Origin of the sequence: Variovorax sp. SRS16 (assembly GCF_901827165.1) — a bacterium.
Taxonomy (GTDB): Bacteria; Pseudomonadota; Gammaproteobacteria; order Burkholderiales; family Burkholderiaceae_C; genus Variovorax.
On record NZ_LR594669.1, the window covers coordinates 74,554 to 96,367 of the forward strand.

The following is a 21,814-nucleotide window of genomic DNA, read 5'->3' on the forward strand; positions in this document are numbered from 1 at the left end:
CCAACGACGACAGCAGGAGACATCAAGATGAAGAGACTTTGGCACTCCCTCACGGCATTGCGTGCCGTCTTCGCGACAGCCGCGCTGGCCGCGGCCGGCTTCGCCCATGCGCAGATCTCGGACGACGTGGTGCGCATCGGCCTCATGGCGGACCTGAGCGGTCCCTACTCGGGCAATGGCGGTCCCGGCTCGGTGGTGGCGGCACGCATGGCCATCGAAGATTTCGGCGGCAAGGTCAATGGCAAGCCGATCGAGCTGGTGACGGTCGACGACCAGAACAAGCCCGACGTCGGGCTCAACGCGGCGCGCAAATGGCTCGACACCGACAAGGTCGACGCGATCGTCGGGGGTTCGGCCTCGTCGATTGCGCTCGGCGTGCAGACGCTGATGAAAGAGAAGCAGAAGCCCTATCTCATCGCCGGCACCGTGACCTCCGATCTCACCGGCAAGGCCTGCTCGCCCATGGGCTTCCAGTTCCTGGTCGACACCTACTCGTTGCCGAAGGCCGGCGTGAAGACGCTGCTCGACAAGGGCGTCAAGACCTTCTTCTTCGTCACGGTGGACTACGCCTTCGGCGCCGCACTGCAGGCCGAGGCCACGCGCTTCATCGAGCAGGGTGGCGGCAAGGTGGTCGGCTCGGTCAAGCATCCGTTGGGCACCACCGATTTTTCCTCCTACCTGTTGCAGGCGCAGTCGAGCGGCGCGAAGGCCATCGTGATCCTGAATGCCGGGCTGGATCTTTCCAACTCGCTCAAGCAGGCGGCCGAGTTCCACATCACCAAGGGCGGCCAGATCGTGAGCGTGTTCGGCATGACCATCAACAGCGTGTCGGCGATGGGTCTGGACACGGCGCAGGGGCTGAACATCACGGTGCCTTTCTACTGGGATCGTGACGAGGCTTCGCGCGCCTGGAGCAAGCGCTTCATGGAACGCAACAACGGCGTGGTGCCCACCTACATCATGGCGGGTGTCTACAGCGCGGTGACGCACTACCTGAAGAGCGTGCAGGCCACGGGCACCGATGCCGGCCCCGCGGTCGTCGCCAACATGAAAGCCACGCCGGTGAACGACTTCATGTCGAAGGACGTGAAGATCCGCGAGGACGGCCAGGTGATGCGCCCGGTCTATCCGGTGGAAGTGAAGACGCCCGCCCGGTCCAAGGGCAAGAACGACTTCTACACGGTCGGTGCCGCGATCCCGCCGGAGCATGTCTTCCGTCCACTGTCCGAAGGCGGCTGCGACTTCGTGAAGAAGTGAGCGACACCCGAGCGGCATGACCATCCGACACGAGATCATCGGCGAGCAGCGCGACCGGCTGGGCGAATGCCCGCTCTGGGACGTGCGCGACCAGTCGCTGTACTGGATCGACTCCAAGGCGCGCCGGGTGCAGCGCCTGGCCAAGGGTGCGTACCGCGAGTGGGCCACGCCGAGCGATGTGGGCTCGATCGCGCTGACGCGCCGCGGCCGCCTGGTGCTGTCGCTCGAAGACGGTTTCCATCTGATGGACCTCGGAAGCGGCGCCACGCTGCGGCTGGCCGAGATCCATCACAAGGGGCCGACCATGCGCATGAACGACGGCCGCACCGATCGGCAGGGCCGATTCGTCGTCGGATCGATGGTCATGCATCGGCGCGATCCCGACGGCGGCTTCTATCGATTGGAAAAGAACGGCGATGCGACCGCGCTCTTCGACGGCATCGCGCTGGCCAATGCCACCTGCTTCAGCCTGGACGGCCGCAGTCTGTACCATGCCGACAGCCTGAGCGGCGCGGTGAGCGTGGCCGATTACGACCCGGTGAGCGGCGCGGTCGGCCCCCGGCACACGCTGTTCAGCACCGAGGCTCAGGGCTCGCCGCCGGACGGTGCCACGGTCGATGCCGAGGGCTGCCTGTGGATCGCGCTGCCGCTTTCCGGCAAGCTCGGCCGCTATCAGCCCGACGGCAAGCTCCTGCTGCTGCTGGATTCGCCGGTGCCGTACCCGACCTGCCCCTGCTTCGGCGGGCCGGAGCTCGACGTGATCTATCTGACGAGCATCAGCAACTCCGGCAATCTGCTGCGCAGCGACCATCCGGATGCGGGTGCTCTGGTGGCCTTCCACGGCGTCGGCGTGCGCGGGCTGCCGGAAGTGCTCTTCGACGACGAGGCGCTGGGATGAGCGCGGAGGGCGACTTCATTCTGCGCACGGAGGGCCTCAGCAAGTCCTTCCTGGGTTTCTATGCCGTGAAGAACGTGTCGCTGTGCGTGCGGCGTCATGACATTCACGCGTTGATCGGCCCGAACGGCGCCGGAAAGACCACCTGCTTCAATCTGCTGACTGCCTTCATCCCGGCCAGCGCCGGCCGCATCCACTACAACGGTCGTGACATCACGCGCAGCGATCCGGCCGGCGTGGCGATCGGGGGCATGGTGCGATCGTTCCAGATCTCGGCGGTGTTCGGCCAGATGAGCGTGCTCGACAACGTGAGGGTGGCGCTGCAGCGCAAAGCCGGCGGCACCTACGCCTTCTGGCGCAGCCATCGGGTGCTGGATCGCCACACTGCGCGCGCGCGCGAGCGGCTGGCGGCGGTCAACCTCGAGCCTTATGCACAGCATGTCGCCGCGGACCTGTCCTATGGCCGCAAGCGCGCGCTCGAACTCGCGACCACGCTCGCGCTGGAACCCGAAATGATCCTGCTCGACGAGCCGATGGCCGGTCTGGGCCACGAGGACATCGGCCCGGTCACGCGCCTGATCGCGCAAGTGGCGAAGGGCCGCACCGTGCTGATGGTCGAGCACAACATGAAGGTCGTGGCTGAACTGTGCGACCGCATCACCGTGCTGCAGGCCGGCGAGGTGCTTGCCGAAGGCAGCTACGACGAAGTCTCGAACGACCCGTTGGTGCGCGAAGCTTACGTGGGAGGTGTCCATGCCTGAAATCTGTCTGGACGTGCGCGGCCTGACCGGCTTCTACGGCGAAACGCAGGCGCTGCATGGCGTCGACTTCACGGTTCGATCCGGCGAGGCGGTCTGCCTGCTTGGCCGCAATGGCGCCGGCAAGACCACCACGCTGCGCGCGGTGGTGGGTCTGTTGACGAAGCGCCACGGCCACATCGCGATCAACGGCCGTCCGACGCAAGGGATGGCGCCGGAAGACATCGCGCGCCTGGGCGTGGCCTATTGCCCCGAGGAACGCGGCATCTTCGCAAGCCTGGATGTCGAAGAGAACCTGCTTCTGCCTCCGGTGCTGATGCCGGGTGGCATGAGCCTGGACGAGATCTACACGCTCTTTCCCAATCTCAAGCTGCGGCGCAAGAGCCCCGGCACGCGGCTGTCGGGCGGCGAGCAGCAGATGCTGGCGATCGCGCGCATCCTGCGTACGGGCGCCAAGTTGCTTTTGCTGGACGAGCCGACCGAAGGCCTTGCGCCGGTGATCATCGAGAAGATCGGGCAGGCCATCGGCATCCTGCGCCAGCGCGGCTTCACCATCCTGATGGTGGAGCAGAACTTCCGCTTCGCCTCCCGCGTGGGCGATCGCTTCTACGTGATCGAGGAAGGCCGCGTCGCGGAGGAGTTCGACCGACGGACATTGACCACCGACCAGGCGCGCATCGAAGCGCTGCTGGGCGTCTGAAGACCGGAGAGCTTCATGCCGGACACCTTCTTCGGATTCCCGCTCGCCGCCATCGCCGGGCAAGTGCTGGTGGGCATGATCAACGGCTCGCTCTACTCGCTCATGAGCCTCGGGCTGGCGATCATCTTCGGCCTGTTGCGCGTGGTGAACTTCGCTCACGGCGCGCAGTACATGCTCGGTGCCTTCGTGGCCTGGGGGCTGCTGGAGTATCTGGGCCTGAACTACTGGTGGGCCCTCCTGCTGGCGCCCTTGCTGGTGGGCCTCTCCGGCATCGCGCTGGAGCGCACGCTGCTGCGGCGGCTCTATCACGTCGACCACGTCTACGCGCTGCTGCTGACATTCGGGTTCGCGCTGATCCTCGAAGGCGCATTCCGCTACAAGTTCGGCGCCACCGGCGAGCCCTATCCGAACCCGATCGGCGGCGGGCTCGACACGCCGCTGGCCTTCTTCCCCTGGTATCGGCTGTGGGTGATCGCCGCATCGATGGGCATGTGCATCCTGACCTGGTTCGTCATCGAGCGCACCAAGCTCGGTTCGTACCTGCGCGCCGCCACCGAGAATCCGAACCTCGTGCGGACCTTTGGCGTGCGCGTGCCGCGCATGCTGATGTTGACCTACGGCCTGGGCGTGGCGCTTGCGGGTTTCAGCGGCGTGATGGCGGCACCGATCTACCAGGTGAATCCGCTGATGGGCTCGCAGTTGATCATCGTCGTCTTCGCCGTGGTGGTGATCGGCGGCATGGGTTCGATCATGGGTGCCATCGTGGCGGGCTTCGGCCTCGGCGTGATCGAGGGCATCACCAAGCTGGTCTATCCAGATGGCGCCGGCATGGTGGTTTTCGTGGTCATGCTGATCGTGCTCGCGGTCCGGCCGCAGGGCCTGTTCGGCAGCCTGCGCTGAAGACGCCGGAAGGAGAAACGACATATGTCCCCAGCCCCTACCTTTTTCGAGCGCCACCGGCTGCTCCTGCTCGGCGGTGGCGCGATCGTGCTGCTGGCGGCGCCGTGGGTGGCCTATCCGATCTTCCTGATGAAGCTGATGTGCTTCGCGCTGCTGGCCGCTTCGCTGAACCTGATGGTCGGCTATGTCGGGCTGCTGTCGTTCGGCCATGCCATGTTCTTCGGAGCGGCCGGCTATGCGACCGCGCATGCAGTCAAGGTCTGGGGCTTCGATCCGGCGCTCGGCGTGCTGTTCGGGGCTGCCGTGGCAGCGGCGATCGGCGCGCTCACCGGTGTGCTCGCCATCCGGCGCGCCGGCATCGCGTTCTCGATGATCACGCTGGCCTGCGCGCAACTCGTCTATTTCATCGCCTTGCGTTCGCCCTTCACGGGCGGCGAGGACGGCATCCAGAACGTGCCGCGCGGCAGCTTGTTTGGCCTTTTGAAGCTCGACGACAACCTCACGCTCTACTACGTGGTGATGGTCGCGGTGGTGGCCGCCTTCTGGCTGATCTGGCGCGTGGTGTATTCGCCCTTCGGCCAGGTGCTGACGGCGATCCGCGACAACGAGCCGCGTGCGATCTCGCTGGGCTACCGCGTCAATCGCTACAAGCTGCTCGCCTTCACGCTCTCGGCCGCCCTTGCGGGGCTGGCCGGCGGCATCAAGAGCATCGTGTTCCAGATCGCCACGCTCACCGACGTGAGCTGGGTCACCTCCGGCGAGGCGCTGTTGATGGGCATCGTCGGCGGCCTGCAGACCCTGCTCGGCCCGGTGGTCGGCGCGCTGGTCGTGGTGAGCATGGAGAACGCGCTCTCGGGTTTCGCCGAGGTGGTGCTGATCGTGCAGGGCGTGGTGTTCGTGCTGGTGGTGATGCTGTTTCGCCGCGGCATCGTCGGTGAGATCAATGCAAAGTTCAAACGCCCCCCTCTGTCGCCTTCGGCGCCTGCGCCCGAGGTGGGCGGCAGGGGCCCCGCGGACGCCGCTGCACACCCATTTTCCTGATTCGAAACCGATGGAGATTCGCATGAACGCCGAGACATCCCGAGCCATTTCCGATCCCCTTCCCGCGAAGGCCGGCGCGCAGCGCGTCGATGTGCTCATCATCGGGGGCGGCTTCGGCGGCATGTATGCCGTCTATCGCTTCCGCGAGATGGGCCTGCGGCTGCAGGCCTTCGAGGCCGGCGGCGACGTCGGCGGCGTCTGGTACTGGAACCGCTATCCGGGCGCCCGCGTCGATCTGCCCAGCATTGACTACAGCTATGCCTTTTCGCCGGAGATCGAGCAGGAGTGGACCTGGTCGGAACAGTTCGCGGCCCAGCCCGAACTGCTGCGCTACATCGACTTCGTCGCCAACAAGCTCAGCTTGCGGCCCCACTTCCAATTCAACACACGCGTCGATCAGGCCACGTGGGACGCGGCCCGCGAAGTGTGGGTGGTGACGACCGATCGCGGCGAAACCTGGGAGGCGCCTTTCTGCATCATGGCCACCGGCCCGCTCTCGATTCCGAAAGCGCCGGACATTCCGGGCGTCGAGCGCTTCAAGGGCCGTTTGATTCATGCGGCCAGATGGCCGCACGAGCCGGTCAGCTTCGCGGGCCAGCGCGTGGGTGTGATCGGCACCGGCTCCACCGGCATCCAGATCGTGCAGGACGTCGGACCGCAGGCGGGCGAGCTCTATGTCTACCAACGCACGCCGAGTTTCACCATGCCGATGCGCAACGTGCCGCTGGAAGCGGACTACGTGGCCGAGGTCAAGCGCAACTATCCCGGCATCCGCGAGGCCGCCCGCAACAGCGCGGTCGGCGGTGTACGACCGCAGTCGACCCGCGCATTCTTCAGCGTCACGCCGGCACAGCGGCGGTCATTGCTTGAAGACGCCTGGAAGCAGGGCGGGCTTGCGATGCTCGGCACCTTCTCGGATCTGATGCTCAACGAGACGGCGAACGAAGAAGTGGCCGAATTCGTCCGCAGCAAGATCCCGGAGATCGTGAAGAACCCCGACACCGCCGAGCGACTGAAGCCGAAGGGCTACCCGATCTTCGCGCGCCGGCCCTGCCTCGATTCGAGCTACTACGAGACCTACAACCTGCCGAACGTGCACCTCGTCGATTGCCTCAGCGATCCGATCGTCGAAATCAGCGAGAAGGGCGTGCGCACCGAATCCGGCGAGATCGAACTCGACATGCTGATCCTCGCCACCGGCTATGACGGCCTGACCGGCGCGATGCTGGCCGTCGACGTCGTCGGGCGCGATGGGCGCCGGGTGACGCAGAAGTGGAAGGATGGCGCACGTTCCTGCCTCGGGCTGATGATGGAGGGCTTTCCGAATCTGTTCATGACCACCGGCCCCAACGGTCCGGCGGCATTGGCGAACATCATCCGGATCAGCGAGCACGACGTGGACTGGATCGCCGCTGCGATGACGCACATGAAGGCGCACGGACGTTCGACCATCGAACCCACCGCCGAGGCCGAGGAGAACTGGATGGGCATCGTGCGCACCCTGGCCAAACGCTCGCTGATCACCAAGGCCAAGACCTGGTGGGTGGGCACGAACGTCAAGGACAAGCCGTCCGGCCTGACCATGTTCGTTGGCGGTTTTCAAGCCTACCGTCAATACGCGGCGGCGGCGGCGGATGACGGTTATCGCAACTTCAGGTTCGGCCCGACATCGGCGCCGCCGACGTGCGAGCCGCGCATCGCGGCGGCGGATCCGGTGACCGGCGTCTAGCAAGCTCCGAATTTTCATTCGTGGTGCGGGAATCCCGAAGCCCGCTCTTCGCCGCATACCTGCCGTCGAACCTTAGAAGGCTACGGACAAGATCGACGACGCGTCAAGGCTCAACGACGCAGCATCCGAAGTACCAGCTCGGCGTAGCACTCTCCTAACTCCTCGGGTGACGGCGATTTTCCGATGCTGTACCAACGGGCAGTATCGATGCCGAGCGAAAGGACCGCGATAGTGCACATGGCGATTCGCGACTCGTCCGGTACCAACTGGCGCAACTCATCCGCAGCGAACTGCTCGGTCTTTCTCCGAATGGCGGCAATGACCTTGTAATGCGCGGGCTCGAGTGCCCTCAGTTCATATTGAAGGACTCTTGCCAGAACATGGTGCATGGCGTGCCAACGCGTGAATGCGCGCACCATCGAACGAACGCGTTCCTTGGGCGCCGAAATGCCTTCGATCGAGAGATGCATCGCATCGAAGGCCGACTGGTGGCCGACGCGCGCGATCGTGAACAGCAGATCGGCCTTGGATGCGTAGTGCACATACATGCCGGCCGGGCTCATGCCGACGCACTCGGCTATGTCGCGCGTCGTTGTCGCGTGATAGCCCCGCTTGCCGAATTCCGAAGCAGCTGCCTGGGCCAGCTGCCTGCGCGGGCCGACCGGCAACAGACTCCAGGGGTCGTCGTTGCTGACGGTGCCGAGGTCGCCAGTCGTTCCGGATCGAGAAGGGTTGGTATTTCCCATTGACTGAGGATTGAAAGTTGATCAGTATAAGCGGGCGCTTAGTTAGCACAATGCGAAGATTGTCGAGATCGATCGAGACAACGATTTACTTGAGCGGAACACCTCACCCCATGCAAGGATCCATAGATTCAATTTCGCCAAATGCAGGACCATCCGACGCCTCGTCCGATGTCCGCGCTGACCATGATCGCGCGCACGCGTGCCATGGCTGGTCCCGGAGGCGCTCGACATGAGCATGCTCGGGCAATTGGTCTTCAGCGGTCTGGCGATGGGCAGCCTCTACGCGCTGGTCGCGCTGGGCCTGATCATGGTGTTCAAGTCCACCAACCTCATCAACTTCGCGTATGGCCAGATGGCCATGCTCTCCACCTTCTTCGGCTACACGCTGCTCGCCCAACTGGGCGTCGGCTATGCCTTCGCATTCCTCGGCGCGCTGGTCTTCTCGGCGCTGCTGGCCGTCCTCGTGCAACAGATGTTGCGACCTGCGAAGAGCGGTTCTTCCGTCATCGTGGCCACGCTGGCGCTGTACATGATCTTCTCGGCGGTGGCGGGGCTGATCTGGGGCTGGGATCCGCAACCGTTTCCGACCGTGTTCGAAGGCAAGCCCTTCGGGCTGCTCGGCATCGTCGTCAGCCGGGAAGACCTGTTCAACCTTGCTGTCACCGTCCTGTTGATGCTGCTCCTGTTCGGATTCTTCAAGTTCACGATGACCGGCATCGCCATGCGAGCACTGTCGCAGAACGTGACCGCGTCGAGCCTGATGGGCATCAGCGTCGATCGCATGTTCGCGATGACCTGGGGGCTGAGCGGCATCCTGGGCGGCGTCGCGGGCTTCCTTGTCGCGCCCACCACCTTCCTCGACACCAACATGATGGCGGTGCTGTTGCTCAAGGCATTCACCGCGGCCGTGCTGGGTGGCTTCACCAGCTATCCGGGTGTCGTGATCGGCGGTCTCGTGCTGGGCATCCTCGAGAACCTGGTGGCAGGCTATGTGTCGACCGATCTCAAGGACACTTTCTCGTTCGTGCTGCTGCTGGCCGTGCTCTGCGTTCGGCCGGAGGGCATCCTCGGCAAACGGGTCAGGATGCTGGGAAAGAAGTCTTCCGACGATCATTCGCCTTTCGACTCCAGCAGCACGGGTCTTTCCACGGCGCGCAAGGCGGCCCTCGTGACTTTGGCGGTCGCGTTTCCGCTGGTATTCCAGGACAACAGCTACGTTCTGTATTTCGCCTGCCTCGTCGGGATCTACATGGTCGTCGCGATCGGGCTCGACTTCCTGATCGGCTACACCGGACAGATCTCGCTCGGCCATGCCGCTCTCTTTGCGATCGGCGCGTATTCGTCGGCATTGCTGACGATCCGTCTCGGCCTGCCTTTCTGGCTCGCGCTGCCTGCTGCCGGCGTCGTCGCCGGACTGGCCGGGCTGTTGCTCGGGCTCTCGGCACTTCGGCTGTCGGGGCTGTACCTCGCCATTGCCACGCTGGGACTGGGCGAAGCGTTGCCTCAGATTCTCCTGAAATGGGATGAGGTCACCAATGGCTACAACGGGCTGAAGCCCGCGAAACCAGCCTTCGGCTCGTTCGTGCTCGACAGCGAATTCAAGCTCTACTTCTTGATCCTCGCGGTTGTGGTCCTGGCGGTGTGGGTCACGAGCAATATCCTGCGCTCCAAGATCGGTCGCGCTTTCATCGCGTCGCGGGACAGCGAAGCGGGCGCCGAAGCGATGGGCATCCCGATCGCAAAGTACCGCATCCTGGCCTTCGTACTCAGCGCGTTCTTGGCCGGCGTGGCGGGCAGCCTCTATGCGCATGTGGTCGGTTTCATCAGTCCGTCGGACTTCAACAGCTGGGTCTCGTTGACCTTCCTCTGCATGGTCTTCGTCGGCGGTATCGGAAGCATTGCGGGCGCCATGCTCGGCGCGGCCTTCATGACCGCCGTTCCCCAGATCTTCGCCGGCAGCAAGAGCCTTTCGGGCATCCTCTTCGGCGGCGCCCTGCTGATCATCATCCTGTTCTTTCCCAAGGGCCTGGCCGGCATCTATCAGCTCGGGGCCAGATTCGTCGAACGCTTCGTTCCCGCGAAGGTCGCTGCAAAGCGGGTCGAGTCATGACCCGCGGTACTGGGCAACCACTCCTCGAGATCGCCGGTCTGTCAATAAGCTTCGGCGGATTGAAGGCCATCGATTCGCTCGACCTCGTCGTCGACGAAGGCGCCATCGTGGGGCTCATTGGCCCGAACGGCGCCGGCAAGACGACCGTGTTCAATTGCATCGCGCGCTATTACAAGCCCGACAGCGGTCGCATCACGATGGGCGGCTTCGATCTGCTTTCCGCGCGTCCGCACGAAGTCCTGCCGCGGGGCATCGCGAGAACCTTTCAGAACATGGAACTCTTCAAGAGCATGACGGTTCAGGACAACCTCCTGGTCGGCCAGCACGGTGCCATCAAGACCGGCTTCTGCAGTGCAGCCTTGTCCCTCGGCAAGTCGCGTGCGAGCGAGGCGGCGGTCAGGCGCAGGGCGGCCGAGGTCATGAACCGGTTCGGCCTTTCGCCCTATGCTCATTCGACGGTGACTTCCCTGCCCTACGGCGTGCAGAAGATGGTGGAGTTCGGTCGCGCATTGGTGTCTTCCCCGCGGCTCATTCTCCTGGACGAACCGGCGGCCGGTCTCAACCCGAGCGAGACAAAAGAACTCACGAAACTGATTCGTCAACTGCGAGACGAAGACGGCATCTCCGTCCTGCTCGTGGAGCATGACATGGGTCTGGTGCGCAGTATCTGCGACGAGATCTGCGTCGTCGACTTCGGCAAGCGCATCGCGTACGGCACACCCGAAGAGATCAGCCGCGACGCCCGCGTCATCGAGGCCTATCTCGGCAAACAGAACGAGGAGGAGGTCGCGCATGCTGGTGCTTGACGACATCCACGCGAGCTACGGCAGCGTCAATGCGCTCAAGGGCATTTCGCTGCGGGTCGAAAAGAGTGCGGTCGTCGCGCTGCTGGGCGCCAACGGCGCGGGCAAGTCCACCATCCTGAAGAGCATCAGCAACCTGCTGCGCCCGCGCAGTGGTGCGATCAGCTTCGAGGGCGAACGCATCGAGCGTTCGAACCTGAACGCATCGTCGAACGCGGAATCGTGATGGTGCCGGAGGGCCGCCAGGTCTTTCCGGAGCTGACGTGGCAGAGAACCTCAGGCTCGGCAGCTATACGCGCCGGGATCGCGCCGAAGTCGCGCGCGATCTCGACGACGTGCTGCAACTCTTCCCGATCCTGAAGAGCAAGCTCGCGAGCATGGCCGGAACATTGAGCGGCGGCCAGCAGCAGATGCTCGCCATCGGCCGCGGCCTCATGGCCAAACCCAAGTTGCTGCTGCTGGACGAACCTTCGCTGGGCCTGGCCCCGATCCTGGTCCAGAAATCTTCTCGATCATCCGTGCGATCAACAAGCGTGGAACGACCATCCTGCTGGTCGAGCAGAACGCCAACATGGCGCTCGATGTCTCCGACTACGCGTATGTCCTCGAGACGGGCGAGATCTCCTGCGAAGGCCCGGCAGCCGAACTCAAGCGCAACGACGAGGTGCGTCGTTCCTATCTCGGCGGGTGATCCGTGGCGCGACCGATCTTTCAATGACAAAGGAGACAGGTATGAACTTCCAGAAATCGTCGGTACGACGGGCCGTCCGCTGCTGGGCGGCGGCATCCGCATGGGCGCTGTCGGGCCTTTGCGCCGCGCAGGCGCCTTCGACCGTGCCAGGCGTCACGGCCGACAGCATTCTCATCGGCGCGAACGCGACGATCACGGGTCCCCTGGCCGCTGCCGGCGGCGTGATCTACCCGACGATCGATGCTTACTTCAAGAAGACGAACGACGAGGGCGGAATCAACGGGCGCAAGCTCAAGTTCGTCTACTACGACGATGCCTACGATCCGTCGAAGACCGTCGGTGTCGCGAAGAAGCTGGTGGAAGTCGACAAGGTCTTCATGATGAACACACTCGGCGCCGGCACGACCGCGGCCATTGCCGACTATCTCGCCGAGCGCAACGTTCCCGTCGTGCCCGCGATCACCGGCAGCAAGAAGCTGCTCGCCTACAAGAACATCTTCCAGATGTACCCCGACTACGGTACCGACGGCAAGACGCTCGCGCGCTACGCGATCGACAAGCTGCACGCGAAGTCGGTCGCCATCTGGTATCAGAACGACGACTTCGGCAAGGACGAAGTGGCCGCCGTGACCGAGGAGTTGAAGAAGGACAAGATGCAGCCCGTGGTTGCGTTGCCCTACAACCCCACCGACATGGACTTCAGCTCGGCGGTCCTGAAACTGAAGGCCGCGAATCCCGACGTGGTCATCCTTGCGCCGGCGCAGAAGCCCGCGGCGCAATTCCTCAAGGATGCCGCCAAGCTCGGCCTGAAGACGCAGTTCCTCGTGAGCTATGCGGCCGCCGACATCTCGGTCAGCAACCTGGCCGGACCGGCGGCCGAGGGCGTCATCTTCTCCTCCTATCAAAAGACGCTGGTGGCCGAACCGAACGATCCCAAGATGAAGGAACTCAAGGAATTCGCGGCCAAGTACCTGCCGGGCAAGGAAGTCAGCCACTACATGTTCCTCGGGACCTACGTTGCCCAATTGACGGTGGAGGCGCTCAAGCGTGCCGGCCCGGACCTCACGCGCGAGAAGGTCATCAAGGCGATGGAGGAGATGAAGGACTGGAACGGCGCCTGGATCGTCGACAACGTCAGCTACGGGCCCGACCAGCATGGCCTGGGCGCGACGGCCATGTACTTCATGAAGATCCAGAACGGCAAGTTCGTCAAGATCCAGTGATCGACAGGGTCGACGCATCTTCAACGTGAACACTTCAGGAAAGATCCAACAGATGGCAAATCAGGTGAGCGGGCGCTTCAGTCCCGAGAATTTCGGCTTCACGATGCCGGTGAGCAATCCGCCGATCGACCGGCCGCCCTACTATTTTCGCAATGTCGAGTCGATGAGCTTCGTCTACGAGACCTCGACCGAAGCCGCCGCGTCGATCCTTCCTCAAGGCCTGATGCTGCCGGAGAAGAACGCGACCGCGCTGGTCACGTTCAATCGCTTCCACTTCAGCACGGTCGGTTGCTACAACGAAGCGATCTTCGGCATCAATTGCTTCTGGGAGGGCGAGGCCGTCATCTATTACGACACCATCCTGGTCGACAACGAGGTAGGCCTGATCACCGGACGCGAACCCTACGGCTTCGGCAAGCTCTTCGCCAATATCAAGTTCGAACGCGAGAACAACCTGATCGTGGCCTACGCCGAGCGGCCGACGGGGAAGCGACTGGTCACGGGTGTGGTCCGGCCGCGGGATCTGCTTCAGCCCGGGCCGAGTGCGCCGGCCGTCACGCTCAAGGTCATCCCGAGCCCGGAGGAGGGCGCGCCGCCCGAGGTCTGCGAACTGGTGATGGTCAGAACCGAGAAAAGTATCGTGACCGGCTCCGATGGCAAGGTCGAAGCGTTCACCGGTCCGGGCAATGTGAGCTTCGATTCGGACTCGGTGCTCAATCCCTGCTTCAAGCTGCCCGTGGAGAAGATGGTCCGGGCTTCGTGGGGCTACTACAACTTCACCCTGCCTTACGGCAAGGTGTTGAAGCGCTACCCGCCCTGCGTGGCCGCGACCTGCGACGTCAACGGGGTCCCTCGTGCCTGACAGGCAACCCGGCGCGCTGGACTTCACCGCGAAGACCGTGCTCGTCACGGGTGGGGGCGGCGGTATCGGCCGCGCCGCGGCACTGGCGTTCGCGAATGCCGGCGCCAATGTCGTGGTGGTCGACGTGAACGCCGAGCTCGGCGAAGCGGCGGTCGCCTCGATCACGGGCCTGGGCGGCATGGCCGTCTTCGTGCAGGCCGATGTCTCGAGGGCGCAGGATGTGGTCCAGTACGTGCGCGCGGCGATCGGGGCCTACGACCGCATCGACGTCTTCGTCAACAACGCTGCCTGGGAGGGCGAGGTGCGCAGCCTCGTCGACTACCCGGACGATGTGTTCGACAAGGTCATCGCCATCAACCTGCGCGGCGTCTTTCTGGGGCTCAAGCACGTGCTGCCCGTGATGTACGCGCAAAGGTGCGGCGCGGTCATCAATACCGCGTCGATCGCGGGCCATGTGGGCTCACCCGGACTGGTCGCCTACACCGCCAGCAAGCATGCCGTGCTGGGCATGACGAAGACCGCCGCGCTCGAGGGCGCGAGGTTTGGCGTCCGCGTGAACGCGGTGTGTCCGGGCGCGGTCGACACGCCGATGCTGCGTTCGCTCGCCAAGGGCAAGGAACCGACGCAGGTGGAGATCGCGATGCAGAAGTACGCCGACGATTCGCCGAATGGCCGTCTCGCGGAACCCCTGGACATCGCGAATGCGATGCTCTTCCTGGCCTCCGATCTGTCAAGCCACATGTCCGGACAGAGCCTTCGCATCGACGGCGGCCGGGTCATGCTCTAGGAGGCCGCATGGTCGTCAGGATGAGCATCTTCCGGAAGAAGACCGCGCTCGGGACCGAAGCGTTCCGAACCCATTGGAAGAAGATCCATGCGCCGATCGCGATGCGCATCCCGGGTCTGCAGCGCTACGAGCAGAACGTCGTGGTTGGGCGATTCGCTTCGAACGCGTCGTCGGGGCAGGAAAAGGCGATGGTCATCGACGGCATATGCAAGCTGTTGTTCCCGGACCCTTCGGCGATGCAGGGCGTGTTCTCCCCCGAGATGAAGCAGCAGCTGATGGACGACGAGGCGAAGTTCATCGAAGCGCTGCGGACCTTCGTCGTCGATCAGGAGGTTGTTGTCTCGGCCGCGGAAAAGCCACTGACGAAGATCGTCGCCTTCGTCACTCGCGGGCCCGGCGTGGGCGCTTGCGACTTCACGATGCGCTGGAAGCGCGATCGTGCCACCTGGGCCGCCACCGTCCCCGGCCTCGAAGGCTACACGCAGAATTTCGTGACCAGCCGCACGATCGAGCGCGGTGAGGCCACCTACGAGCAAGTCCCGATCGACTGCATCGACGAGATCTGGGTCGGCGACCGTTCGCCGCACACGATGCGCGATGCGATCGACCGTCTTCACGCGCGGGCCGGGGCACTGGAAGCGTCGGTGTACAGCTTCATCGTCGACGTCCATGTGCCGACGCGAGTGGAAGTCGGAGTGCAGCCATGACCGACGCGCAAGCATTGCACGCAGCGCACGGAACGCAGGACAGCGCGAGCAGCTCTTTGGCCGGCAAGACCGTGCTTGTCACCGGTGCTTCCAGCGGTATTGGCCAGGGCATCGCAATCGAGTTGGCGCGCCTGGGCGCGGATGTCGCGGTCAACTACGTTCGCAACGCAGCCGGTGCGCAAGAGACGGTCGGCGCCGTGCGTGCGCTGGGCGTCCGAGCCGAGGCGTTTCGATGCGACGTCTCCTCCCGCGCCGATCTCTTCGGGATGATCGAGAGCATCGACGCGGTCCTGGGCGGACCGGACATCGTGGTGTCCAACTCGGTGGAGGTGCTGACCAAGCCGCTGATGGACGTGACGGAGGCCGAGTGGCAACGCGCGATGGAGATCACATGCTCCGCATTCCTGTACCTCGCCCAGGCGAGCGCGCCGATCATGCGCCGTCGTGGCGCGGGCTGGCTCATCGGCATCACGTCACTCGGCGCGCATCGGGTCCTCGACGACTATGCACTGCTCGGCGTGCCCAAGGCCGCGCTGGAGCACCTGATGCGCTACCTGGCCGCAGAGTTGCGGCCGCAAGGCATCCGTGTCAACGCCGTGTCGCCGGGTGCAGTCAAGACGGCAGCCATGCGTGCCGTGCGCGGCGATGAGCTTGCGGAAGAACGCATGGCAATGTTTCGCGCGACTGCACCCGCGCGCCAGACGGCGATGCCGGCGGACATCGGCCGTCTCGTCGCCTTTCTGTGTTCGCCGCAGGCCGACCTGGTGGTCGGTCAGACGCTCGTCATCGACGGCGGCATGAGCTTGTATTGATCTCGGCATGTTGCGTGTGACGTCGATGGTCTTCATGCCGGCGTCCGCGCAGAGTGCGCTTCTCGTCCTTGCCTAACTCGCGCCAGCCGCCTTGAGCCTGTCCGCCATTGCCGCATAGCCGCGCGTACGCGCCAGCTGCAGCGGCGTATTTCCCTGCCGGTCGGCCAGTTGCAGGTCGGCCCCGGCATCGACCAGCAAGCCCAGGGTGCGCTGATGCCGCGCGCCGCCGTCGCCGAGCACGATCGATTCGATCACTGCTGTCCAGTGCAGGTTGTTCACATGGTCCAGCGGCGCGCCGGCCGCGATGAGCTGGCGCACGACCTCGTCGTGGCCGAGGTGCGCGGCCGCGATCAGCGCGGTGCCGTCGTAGCGGCTGGTGGTCTGCTTCGCACTCGCGCCGAGCGACAGCAGCAGCGCCAGCGTCATGGGGTCGTCGGCGACGGCCGCGATGGTCACTGCGTCGTAGCGATCGTCGTCGAGCGTATCGAGCCTGGCGCCCGCCTGGACCAGCACGCGGATGGCCCCGCGCTGGTGCGCATGCGTGGCCACGTGCAACGCGGTGCGGCCGCGGCCATCGCGCGCCTGCAGATCGGCGCCGTGCCGGATCAGCGCGCCGAGTCGCGGCAGGTCGCCGGACCATGCGGCCCGGTGCAATCCGCCGTAGGCCTGCACCTCGCCCGGCGATGGGGCCACCTGTGCGTTCGCCTGCGTCGCCGCCGCGGCCATCGCGAGCAGCCACAGGCCCAGATCGCGCCGCCGCATGATCAGCCCAGCAGGCCCTTGACCTTTTCGAGCGCTGCGTTGGCGCATTGCTCGTCGAGGTTGCCGCCCGGCGCGCCGCCGACGCCGATGGCGCCGATGACTTCGTTGCCGGCCTTCACCGGCACGCCGCCGCCGAGCAGCAGGACGCCCGGCAGGTAGACCAGGTTGGCCCCGCCCGGATTCTTCTGCGCGCCTTCCATCATGGCTTGCGTCGGCGACTTGGCCGAGGCCGAGGTCCAGGCCTTGCGTTCGCTCGACGCCAGCGTATGCGGGCCGGCGTTGTCGGCGCGCTGCACGGCGCGCACGGTGCCGGCGCGGTCGACCACGGTCGCGGCCACGTTGTAGCCGTTGGCGGCGCAGGCCGCGACGGCGGCGGACGCGAGCTGGTTGGCCAGATCGAGCGACATGTTCTTCTCTGTGCGGACGGCTTGTTGGGCCTGGGCGCCGAAGGCCGCGAATGCCAGCGCGAGCGCGCCGAAACGAAGGGTGGAATGCATGGGGGAATCTCCGATGTGAAGGATCGTGCCGGCGCTGCGCCGACCGCTTCACGACTATAGAAATCGCCGCGTCCGCTCGCCATCCGTACGGCTACACGCTCCGCTGCGTAGTTCTACGGAGCGTCTTGTTCCGCCAGCGCGGCGTAGCGCCGGATCAGCTGTGCCAGCGAATCGCAGCCGAGCTTGGCGAACAGGTTGGCGCGATGGGTTTCGACCGTGCGCGGCGACAGGCCCAGCGCACGGGCGATTTCCTTGTTGGTGAGGCCCGCCACGATCATGCCGAGCACTTCACGCTCGCGGTCGGACAGCTGGCCGAAGCGCTCGCGCGCGGATTGATCGGCCTGGCCGCGCTCGCGCGAGCGCACGTGCTGGTGCACGGCCTGCTGCAGCGCTTCGAGCAGCTGTTCGTCGTTGACGGGCTTCTCCAGGAACTCCGCCGCGCCGGCCTTGAAGGCACGGCGGCACATCTCGACAGTCCCGTGCCCGGTCAGCATGATGATCGGCTGGTCGACACCGTCGGCGATCAAGCGGTCGAGCACCGCGAGGCCGCTGATGCCCGGCATGCGCACGTCGAGCACGATCGCGCCGATGCTGTTGCGGTCGAAGCCCTCGATGAAGGCCAGCGGTGCAGCCCATGTCTGCACGCGCAGCCCGACCGTGCCGATCAGCAGCGCCAGGCTGTCGCGCACGGCCTGGTCATCGTCGATGAGGTGGATCAGCGGAGACAGGGGCGGGTTCATGGCGTGGCGCCTGCCAGTGGCAGGCTCAGCGTGAAGCGTGCGCCGTGCGGTGGGGCGAGGCCGGCCGCGAGCGCGCCGCCCATGCCGCCGGCCAGCGTCTCGCTCAGGCTCAGGCCGAGGCCGAGCCCGCCTTCGCGCGTGCTGAAGAAAGGCTCGAACAGGCGAGGCAGCGCGTCGGCCGGGATGCCGGGCCCGTTGTCGCTCACCACGAGGCGGCCCGTCGATCCTTGCGCCGTCACGTCGATGGCGATCCGCCGCGCCCCCGCCGGCATCTGTTCGAGGGCCTGCAGCGCATTGATCAGCAGGTTGTGAACGATCTGCTCCAGCGCCACCGGATCGGCCAGCACGCGCACCGGCGACGCTGCGTCGAGCGCGACGTCCACGCCGCGCCGCGCGCACTCGGGCTCCAGCAGGTAGAGCGCGCTGCGCACGGCGTCCTGCAGTGTGACCGGCTCGCCGCGGCCCTCGGTGTCGGGCCGTTCGATCGCGCGCCGCAGCCGGCCCACCACGTCGGCGGCGCGGCGCGCCTGCTCCACGGCCTGACCCATCGCGCCGCGCGCGGTCTGCAGTTCCGGCGGCTCGTCGTCGAGCAGGCGGTGCGCTGCCTGGGTGTTGGCCAGCACCGCGGTCAGCGGCTGGTTCAGTTCGTGCGCCATGCCGGCCGCCAGTTCGCCCAGCGCATTGAGCCGCGCCACCTGGCCCAGGCGCAGCAGCTCTTCTGCGCGCCGGCGTGCGCTGCGCTGGCGCAGCAGCATGCGTGTTCCGCCGAGCAGCAGGCCCATGACGAGCGACCAGCCGATCATCCCGAGCCACGGCAGCTCGTCCCAGCCGACACGGCGCTCGGCCACGACGTCGAAGGGCTGGCTGTCGGAGGCCAGCACCTTGCGGAATCCGAAATGCCAACCGCCCGGCGCGAGCTGCCCCGGCTGCACGACGAACTGCTGCGTGCCCTGTTCGATCGCGACGCGGGCCGGGCTCGTCAGCGGGTCCGATGGCCAGTCCCGCGAGGGCACGGTCGCAGCCAGGTCGATGTCCAGTTCATAGCTCACCGGATCCGCCGCCATCACGAGGCGGTAGCGCCCATGCGGAAGATCGACCTGCGCGAGCGCGGCCCGGCGCAAGCTGCGTGAAAGTGTTTCGGCTTCCGTCGCGGCCGGGTCCGGCCAACTGGCACCGCGCACGCGTCGCTGCACCGACAGGATGGATGGATAGACCGAGCTCAGACGTTGCTCGGGCTGGTCCACTGCATCGGCCTGGCCGAGCAGTGCGAGCGTGGCCAGCACGGCGTCGTACTGCACCACCTGCTGGCTCAGCAGGCGATGGGCAATGCGGGCGTCGGTGTCGAAGGCCTCGTGCAGCTGCTGCAGTTCGGCGCGCGCGATCCACACCGCGCCGGCTGCGCTCAGCAGCAGCCACGCGATGCACCAGCCGGCGAGTGCGTGCAAGGGATGCTTCATGGCGCGGATTCTGCGCCAGCGCGCGAGATGCGGCGGAACTTCTCGGAGGCCGGCATGGCCGAGAATCTCGCCGTGCCGATCCTTGATCGCGCCCCGACCCTCCATCGCTGCCTGCGCCATTGCCGCGACGAACTCGCGGGCCCATGCGAACTGTTCGCGTGTCGGCGAGAAGACCGTCGCTTCGCGCCCTCCCACGCCATGGGTGGCTTATTGCGAAAGAGCCGGATTCGTCGGGTCAGTGAGTGCGCAGTTTTTCCTGCAGCCAGACCTTGATCGAGTCCAGCAGGTGTTGAGGCAAGCGCAGCGAGATTGTCTTGGTCGTGGGTTTCAAGTTGGGCTGCGTGACCTTCCTGGCCTTCGACCCGTCAAGGTGGTCCGTGGAGTCATGTTTTTCCCAGTACGCACGCTCTTGTGCTTCGGTGGTGAACTTCGGGATCGCTTGAATCTGCTCTGCAATGCGCGCCATCGCGCGGCTCTGATTCGCGTGCGCCCGCAGGGTTCGTGAAATAAGCCGCTGTTGCGGGGCCGCTGGTGTGGCCGAATCGTCACCAGGGCCGGCAATGGCCTCGCAGGACGCTACCATCGCGCCGCCCTGGACATTGTTGGTGCCCGCCCCGCGCGTCATTTGTTCAGTCCATCAGCCATTGGCTCAAGGCAGAAAAGAACAAATGAGTGGAAGCTTGACGACGCAATTCCTGGCCCGGTGCCTCGCCCCTCTCCTGGCGCTTGCAACCGCAGCAGCCATGGCGGCGACGCCGGACGTGCGCTTCGACATTGCGCGCTTCCAGGTCGAAGGCAACACCTTGCTGACGCCCGCGCAGATCGACCAGCGCGTCGCCACGCTCGCCGGGCCGGGGCGCGCCTACGGCGACATCCAGCTGGCGGTCGAGGCGCTGCAGGACGCTTACCGCGAGGCCGGCTACACGACCGTCACGGTCTCGCTGCCCGAGCAGGAACTGACGGGCGGCGTGGTCCGCATCCAGGTCACCGAGCGCGTGATCGCCTCGGTCACCGTCACCGGCAACCAGCACTTCGACGCCGACAACATCCGCGCCAGCGTGGCGCCGCTGCAGGTGGGCCGTGCGCCCGTCCTGCGCGCGATCTCGGAATCGATCCAGCTGGCCAACGACAACCCGGCCAAGCAGATCGGCGTGACGCTCGCGGAGGGCGCCGCGCCCGGCACCATCGACGCCAAGGTGGCGGTGACCGACTACCAGCCGCTTCGGCTCACCGCGACGCTCGACAACAGCGGCACGCCGGCGACCGGCCGCTGGCGCGCCGGCGTCGCGCTGCAGGATGCCAATCTGTTCGACCGCGACCAGGTCGGCACGCTGGCCTACACGACCTCGCCCGACAAACCGAACGGCGTGCAGATGGACCTGTACTCGTTCGGCTATCGCATTCCTTTCTACGGCATCGGCGACAGCCTGGACTTCGTCTACGGCAAGTCCAACACCAACGCACCGGCCGCATCGCCCACGCTCGGCGGCGTGCTCGGCTTCACCGGCAAGGGCGATGTGTTCGGCGTGCGCTGGAACCATTTCCTGGGCCGCGACGGCGAGAGCTTCGCCAAGCTGGTGCTCGGCATCGACCACAAGAACATCGATTCGCGCTGCAGCGTCGGCGGCCAGCAGGTGAGCATCGACGGGCCGACGCCGCCGATCGCTTCGTGCGTGCCCTACCAGACGACGCCGCTGAGCCTCACATACATCGGCCAACGTGACGGCATCGGCCAGAGCCTGAGCTACAGCGCCGGCGTGTCGCGCAACATCCCGAGCGGCAAGAGCTTCACCAACATCGACGGGCGCACGGACCGGTATTCGTACCTCACTTCCGGCAACCGCGACACGCGGGACGGCTTCATGGCCGTGAACGGCGCGGCTTCGTTCTCGAAGGCCTTCGCCGGCGGCTGGCAGGCGCGCCTGGCGGGCGTCGCGCAGTACAGCCACTCGCCGCTGGTGAGCAGCGAACAGTTCTCGCTGACGGGTGCGGCACTGGTGCGCGGCTTCGAGGAGCGCGCGGTGGCCGCCGACAGCGGGCTGGTCGTCAATGCCGAGCTCTATACGCCGGAGCTGGCGGGCCTGGCCGGCATTCCCGGCCAATTGCGGCTGCTGGCTTTCGTCGACGCCGGCCATGGCAACAACAACCGGACCGAAGGCACGGTGGTGCCGCGCAGCGTCAACGTGTCCAGCGTCGGCGTCGGCATGCGCTACGTCTGGACGCGCGACTTCGGCCTGCGCCTCGATGTGGCCCGCGTGCTCGATGCCGGCAACTCGGCGACCGAGAAACGCGGCGACTGGCGTGCGCAGTTCAGCGCCGTGCTGTCGTACTGAAGAC

Annotated in this window: 21 protein-coding genes and 1 pseudogene; 16 read left to right on the forward strand and 6 right to left on the reverse strand. The window is 65.7% G+C overall.

The window, feature by feature from the left end; genetic code table 11:
• Positions 1 to 27 precede the first annotated feature (27 nt).
• Genes E5P2_RS35310 through E5P2_RS35340 form a run of 7 tightly spaced genes read left to right on the forward strand, consistent with a single transcriptional unit; the run spans position 28 to position 7,280 of the window.
• Positions 28 to 1,257, forward strand: a complete 1,230-nt coding sequence (locus E5P2_RS35310) for an ABC transporter substrate-binding protein (protein WP_162571726.1) — start codon at positions 28 to 30, stop codon at positions 1,255 to 1,257.
• A gap of 16 nt (positions 1,258 to 1,273) precedes the next feature.
• Positions 1,274 to 2,155: an SMP-30/gluconolactonase/LRE family protein gene (locus E5P2_RS35315; protein ID WP_232081030.1), complete on the forward strand. Its 882-nt coding sequence runs from the start codon at positions 1,274 to 1,276 to the stop codon at positions 2,153 to 2,155.
• Entirely contained in the window at positions 2,152 to 2,913 is a 762-nt protein-coding gene (locus tag E5P2_RS35320; RefSeq protein ID WP_162571727.1) for an ABC transporter ATP-binding protein, read from the forward strand. The genes E5P2_RS35315 and E5P2_RS35320 overlap by 4 nt, the downstream gene beginning before the upstream one ends.
• The gene (locus tag E5P2_RS35325) at positions 2,906 to 3,610 is read left to right on the forward strand and encodes an ABC transporter ATP-binding protein (protein WP_162571728.1); all 705 of its coding nucleotides are present in this window, start codon (positions 2,906 to 2,908) and stop codon (positions 3,608 to 3,610) included. The genes E5P2_RS35320 and E5P2_RS35325 overlap by 8 nt, the downstream gene beginning before the upstream one ends.
• 15 nt (positions 3,611 to 3,625) lie before the next feature.
• Positions 3,626 to 4,510 (forward strand): branched-chain amino acid ABC transporter permease, encoded by an 885-nt coding sequence (locus tag E5P2_RS35330; protein ID WP_162571729.1) that lies wholly within the window; start codon positions 3,626 to 3,628, stop codon positions 4,508 to 4,510.
• A 24-nt stretch (positions 4,511 to 4,534) separates the two neighbouring features.
• Positions 4,535 to 5,551, forward strand: a complete 1,017-nt coding sequence (locus tag E5P2_RS35335) for a branched-chain amino acid ABC transporter permease (protein WP_162571730.1) — start codon at positions 4,535 to 4,537, stop codon at positions 5,549 to 5,551.
• Positions 5,552 to 5,573: 22 nt separating this feature from the next.
• Positions 5,574 to 7,280: a flavin-containing monooxygenase gene (locus tag E5P2_RS35340; RefSeq protein ID WP_162571731.1), complete on the forward strand. Its 1,707-nt coding sequence runs from the start codon at positions 5,574 to 5,576 to the stop codon at positions 7,278 to 7,280.
• A 110-nt stretch (positions 7,281 to 7,390) separates the two neighbouring features.
• Here the strand turns inward: E5P2_RS35340 and E5P2_RS35345 are convergent, their stop codons facing one another.
• Complete coding sequence (locus E5P2_RS35345) at positions 7,391 to 8,026, reverse strand: TetR/AcrR family transcriptional regulator (RefSeq protein ID WP_162571732.1); 636 nt, start codon at positions 8,024 to 8,026, stop codon at positions 7,391 to 7,393.
• Between the two features lie 199 nt (positions 8,027 to 8,225).
• Between E5P2_RS35345 and E5P2_RS35350 the strand changes: the two genes are divergently transcribed.
• The 8 genes and pseudogenes from E5P2_RS35350 (at position 8,226) to E5P2_RS35385 (ending at position 16,021) form a co-directional block, all read left to right on the forward strand.
• Entirely contained in the window at positions 8,226 to 10,136 is a 1,911-nt protein-coding gene (locus tag E5P2_RS35350) for an ABC transporter permease (RefSeq protein ID WP_162571733.1), read from the forward strand.
• A complete protein-coding gene (locus E5P2_RS35355) occupies positions 10,133 to 10,942 on the forward strand; it encodes an ABC transporter ATP-binding protein (RefSeq protein ID WP_162571734.1) in 810 nt (269 codons plus the stop codon). The genes E5P2_RS35350 and E5P2_RS35355 overlap by 4 nt, the downstream gene beginning before the upstream one ends.
• Positions 10,929 to 11,630 (forward strand): annotated as a pseudogene (locus E5P2_RS35360) (ABC transporter ATP-binding protein). The gene E5P2_RS35355 and the pseudogene E5P2_RS35360 overlap by 14 nt, the downstream one beginning before the upstream one ends.
• A gap of 41 nt (positions 11,631 to 11,671) precedes the next feature.
• Positions 11,672 to 12,853, forward strand: coding sequence for an ABC transporter substrate-binding protein (locus E5P2_RS35365; RefSeq protein ID WP_162571735.1), 1,182 nt, complete (start codon positions 11,672 to 11,674; stop codon positions 12,851 to 12,853).
• A gap of 52 nt (positions 12,854 to 12,905) precedes the next feature.
• Positions 12,906 to 13,715 carry an acetoacetate decarboxylase family protein gene (locus tag E5P2_RS35370; RefSeq protein WP_162571736.1) on the forward strand — a complete coding sequence of 270 codons (810 nt, stop codon included), beginning with the start codon at positions 12,906 to 12,908 and terminating at the stop codon, positions 13,713 to 13,715.
• Positions 13,708 to 14,502: an SDR family NAD(P)-dependent oxidoreductase gene (locus E5P2_RS35375; RefSeq protein WP_232081031.1), complete on the forward strand. Its 795-nt coding sequence runs from the start codon at positions 13,708 to 13,710 to the stop codon at positions 14,500 to 14,502. The genes E5P2_RS35370 and E5P2_RS35375 overlap by 8 nt, the downstream gene beginning before the upstream one ends.
• Before the next feature lie 20 nt (positions 14,503 to 14,522).
• Positions 14,523 to 15,209, forward strand: a complete 687-nt coding sequence (locus E5P2_RS35380; RefSeq protein WP_232081032.1) for an EthD domain-containing protein — start codon at positions 14,523 to 14,525, stop codon at positions 15,207 to 15,209.
• Positions 15,206 to 16,021 carry an SDR family oxidoreductase gene (locus tag E5P2_RS35385; RefSeq protein ID WP_162571738.1) on the forward strand — a complete coding sequence of 272 codons (816 nt, stop codon included), beginning with the start codon at positions 15,206 to 15,208 and terminating at the stop codon, positions 16,019 to 16,021. Before E5P2_RS35380 ends, E5P2_RS35385 begins: the two co-directional genes overlap by 4 nt.
• Positions 16,022 to 16,093: 72 nt before the next feature.
• Here the strand turns inward: E5P2_RS35385 and E5P2_RS35390 are convergent, their stop codons facing one another.
• The 5 genes from E5P2_RS35390 to E5P2_RS38330 all read right to left on the reverse strand — a co-directional run bounded on the left by E5P2_RS35390 (position 16,094) and on the right by E5P2_RS38330 (position 20,102).
• Entirely contained in the window at positions 16,094 to 16,783 is a 690-nt protein-coding gene (locus tag E5P2_RS35390) for an ankyrin repeat domain-containing protein (RefSeq protein ID WP_162571739.1), read from the reverse strand.
• 2 nt (positions 16,784 to 16,785) lie between these two features.
• Positions 16,786 to 17,280: a GlcG/HbpS family heme-binding protein gene (locus E5P2_RS35395; RefSeq protein ID WP_162571740.1), complete on the reverse strand. Its 495-nt coding sequence runs from the start codon at positions 17,278 to 17,280 to the stop codon at positions 16,786 to 16,788.
• 113 nt (positions 17,281 to 17,393) lie between these two features.
• Positions 17,394 to 18,020, reverse strand: coding sequence for a response regulator transcription factor (locus tag E5P2_RS35400; protein WP_162571741.1), 627 nt, complete (start codon positions 18,018 to 18,020; stop codon positions 17,394 to 17,396).
• A complete protein-coding gene (locus E5P2_RS35405) occupies positions 18,017 to 19,477 on the reverse strand; it encodes a sensor histidine kinase (protein WP_162571742.1) in 1,461 nt (486 codons plus the stop codon). Before E5P2_RS35405 ends, E5P2_RS35400 begins: the two co-directional genes overlap by 4 nt.
• Positions 19,478 to 19,712: 235 nt before the next feature.
• Positions 19,713 to 20,102 (reverse strand): BrnA antitoxin family protein, encoded by a 390-nt coding sequence (locus E5P2_RS38330; protein WP_332107583.1) that lies wholly within the window; start codon positions 20,100 to 20,102, stop codon positions 19,713 to 19,715.
• A gap of 55 nt (positions 20,103 to 20,157) precedes the next feature.
• Here E5P2_RS38330 and E5P2_RS35415 point away from each other — a divergent pair, with 55 nt between their 5' ends.
• Positions 20,158 to 21,810 carry a ShlB/FhaC/HecB family hemolysin secretion/activation protein gene (locus tag E5P2_RS35415; RefSeq protein ID WP_232081033.1) on the forward strand — a complete coding sequence of 551 codons (1,653 nt, stop codon included), beginning with the start codon at positions 20,158 to 20,160 and terminating at the stop codon, positions 21,808 to 21,810.
• Positions 21,811 to 21,814 lie beyond the last annotated feature (4 nt).

Bases quoted from the DNA above. Each gene is read 5' to 3' on its own strand.
- E5P2_RS35390 (WP_162571739.1), bottom strand. From the start codon at position 16,783: ATGCGGCGGCGCGATCTGGGCCTGTGGCTGCTCGCGATGGCCGCGGCG.
- E5P2_RS35320 (WP_162571727.1), top strand. From the start codon at position 2,152: ATGAGCGCGGAGGGCGACTTCATTCTGCGCACGGAGGGCCTCAGCAAG.
- E5P2_RS35385 (WP_162571738.1), top strand. From the start codon at position 15,206: ATGACCGACGCGCAAGCATTGCACGCAGCGCACGGAACGCAGGACAGC.
- E5P2_RS35310 (WP_162571726.1), top strand. From the start codon at position 28: ATGAAGAGACTTTGGCACTCCCTCACGGCATTGCGTGCCGTCTTCGCG.
- E5P2_RS35345 (WP_162571732.1), bottom strand. From the start codon at position 8,026: ATGGGAAATACCAACCCTTCTCGATCCGGAACGACTGGCGACCTCGGC.
- E5P2_RS35395 (WP_162571740.1), bottom strand. From the start codon at position 17,280: ATGCATTCCACCCTTCGTTTCGGCGCGCTCGCGCTGGCATTCGCGGCC.
- E5P2_RS35370 (WP_162571736.1), top strand. From the start codon at position 12,906: ATGGCAAATCAGGTGAGCGGGCGCTTCAGTCCCGAGAATTTCGGCTTC.
- E5P2_RS35335 (WP_162571730.1), top strand. From the start codon at position 4,535: ATGTCCCCAGCCCCTACCTTTTTCGAGCGCCACCGGCTGCTCCTGCTC.
- E5P2_RS35325 (WP_162571728.1), top strand. From the start codon at position 2,906: ATGCCTGAAATCTGTCTGGACGTGCGCGGCCTGACCGGCTTCTACGGC.
- E5P2_RS35365 (WP_162571735.1), top strand. From the start codon at position 11,672: ATGAACTTCCAGAAATCGTCGGTACGACGGGCCGTCCGCTGCTGGGCG.
- E5P2_RS35405 (WP_162571742.1), bottom strand. From the start codon at position 19,477: ATGAAGCATCCCTTGCACGCACTCGCCGGCTGGTGCATCGCGTGGCTG.
- E5P2_RS35380 (WP_232081032.1), top strand. From the start codon at position 14,523: ATGAGCATCTTCCGGAAGAAGACCGCGCTCGGGACCGAAGCGTTCCGA.
- E5P2_RS35400 (WP_162571741.1), bottom strand. From the start codon at position 18,020: ATGAACCCGCCCCTGTCTCCGCTGATCCACCTCATCGACGATGACCAG.
- E5P2_RS38330 (WP_332107583.1), bottom strand. From the start codon at position 20,102: ATGACGCGCGGGGCGGGCACCAACAATGTCCAGGGCGGCGCGATGGTA.
- E5P2_RS35330 (WP_162571729.1), top strand. From the start codon at position 3,626: ATGCCGGACACCTTCTTCGGATTCCCGCTCGCCGCCATCGCCGGGCAA.
- E5P2_RS35315 (WP_232081030.1), top strand. From the start codon at position 1,274: ATGACCATCCGACACGAGATCATCGGCGAGCAGCGCGACCGGCTGGGC.
- E5P2_RS35355 (WP_162571734.1), top strand. From the start codon at position 10,133: ATGACCCGCGGTACTGGGCAACCACTCCTCGAGATCGCCGGTCTGTCA.
- E5P2_RS35340 (WP_162571731.1), top strand. From the start codon at position 5,574: ATGAACGCCGAGACATCCCGAGCCATTTCCGATCCCCTTCCCGCGAAG.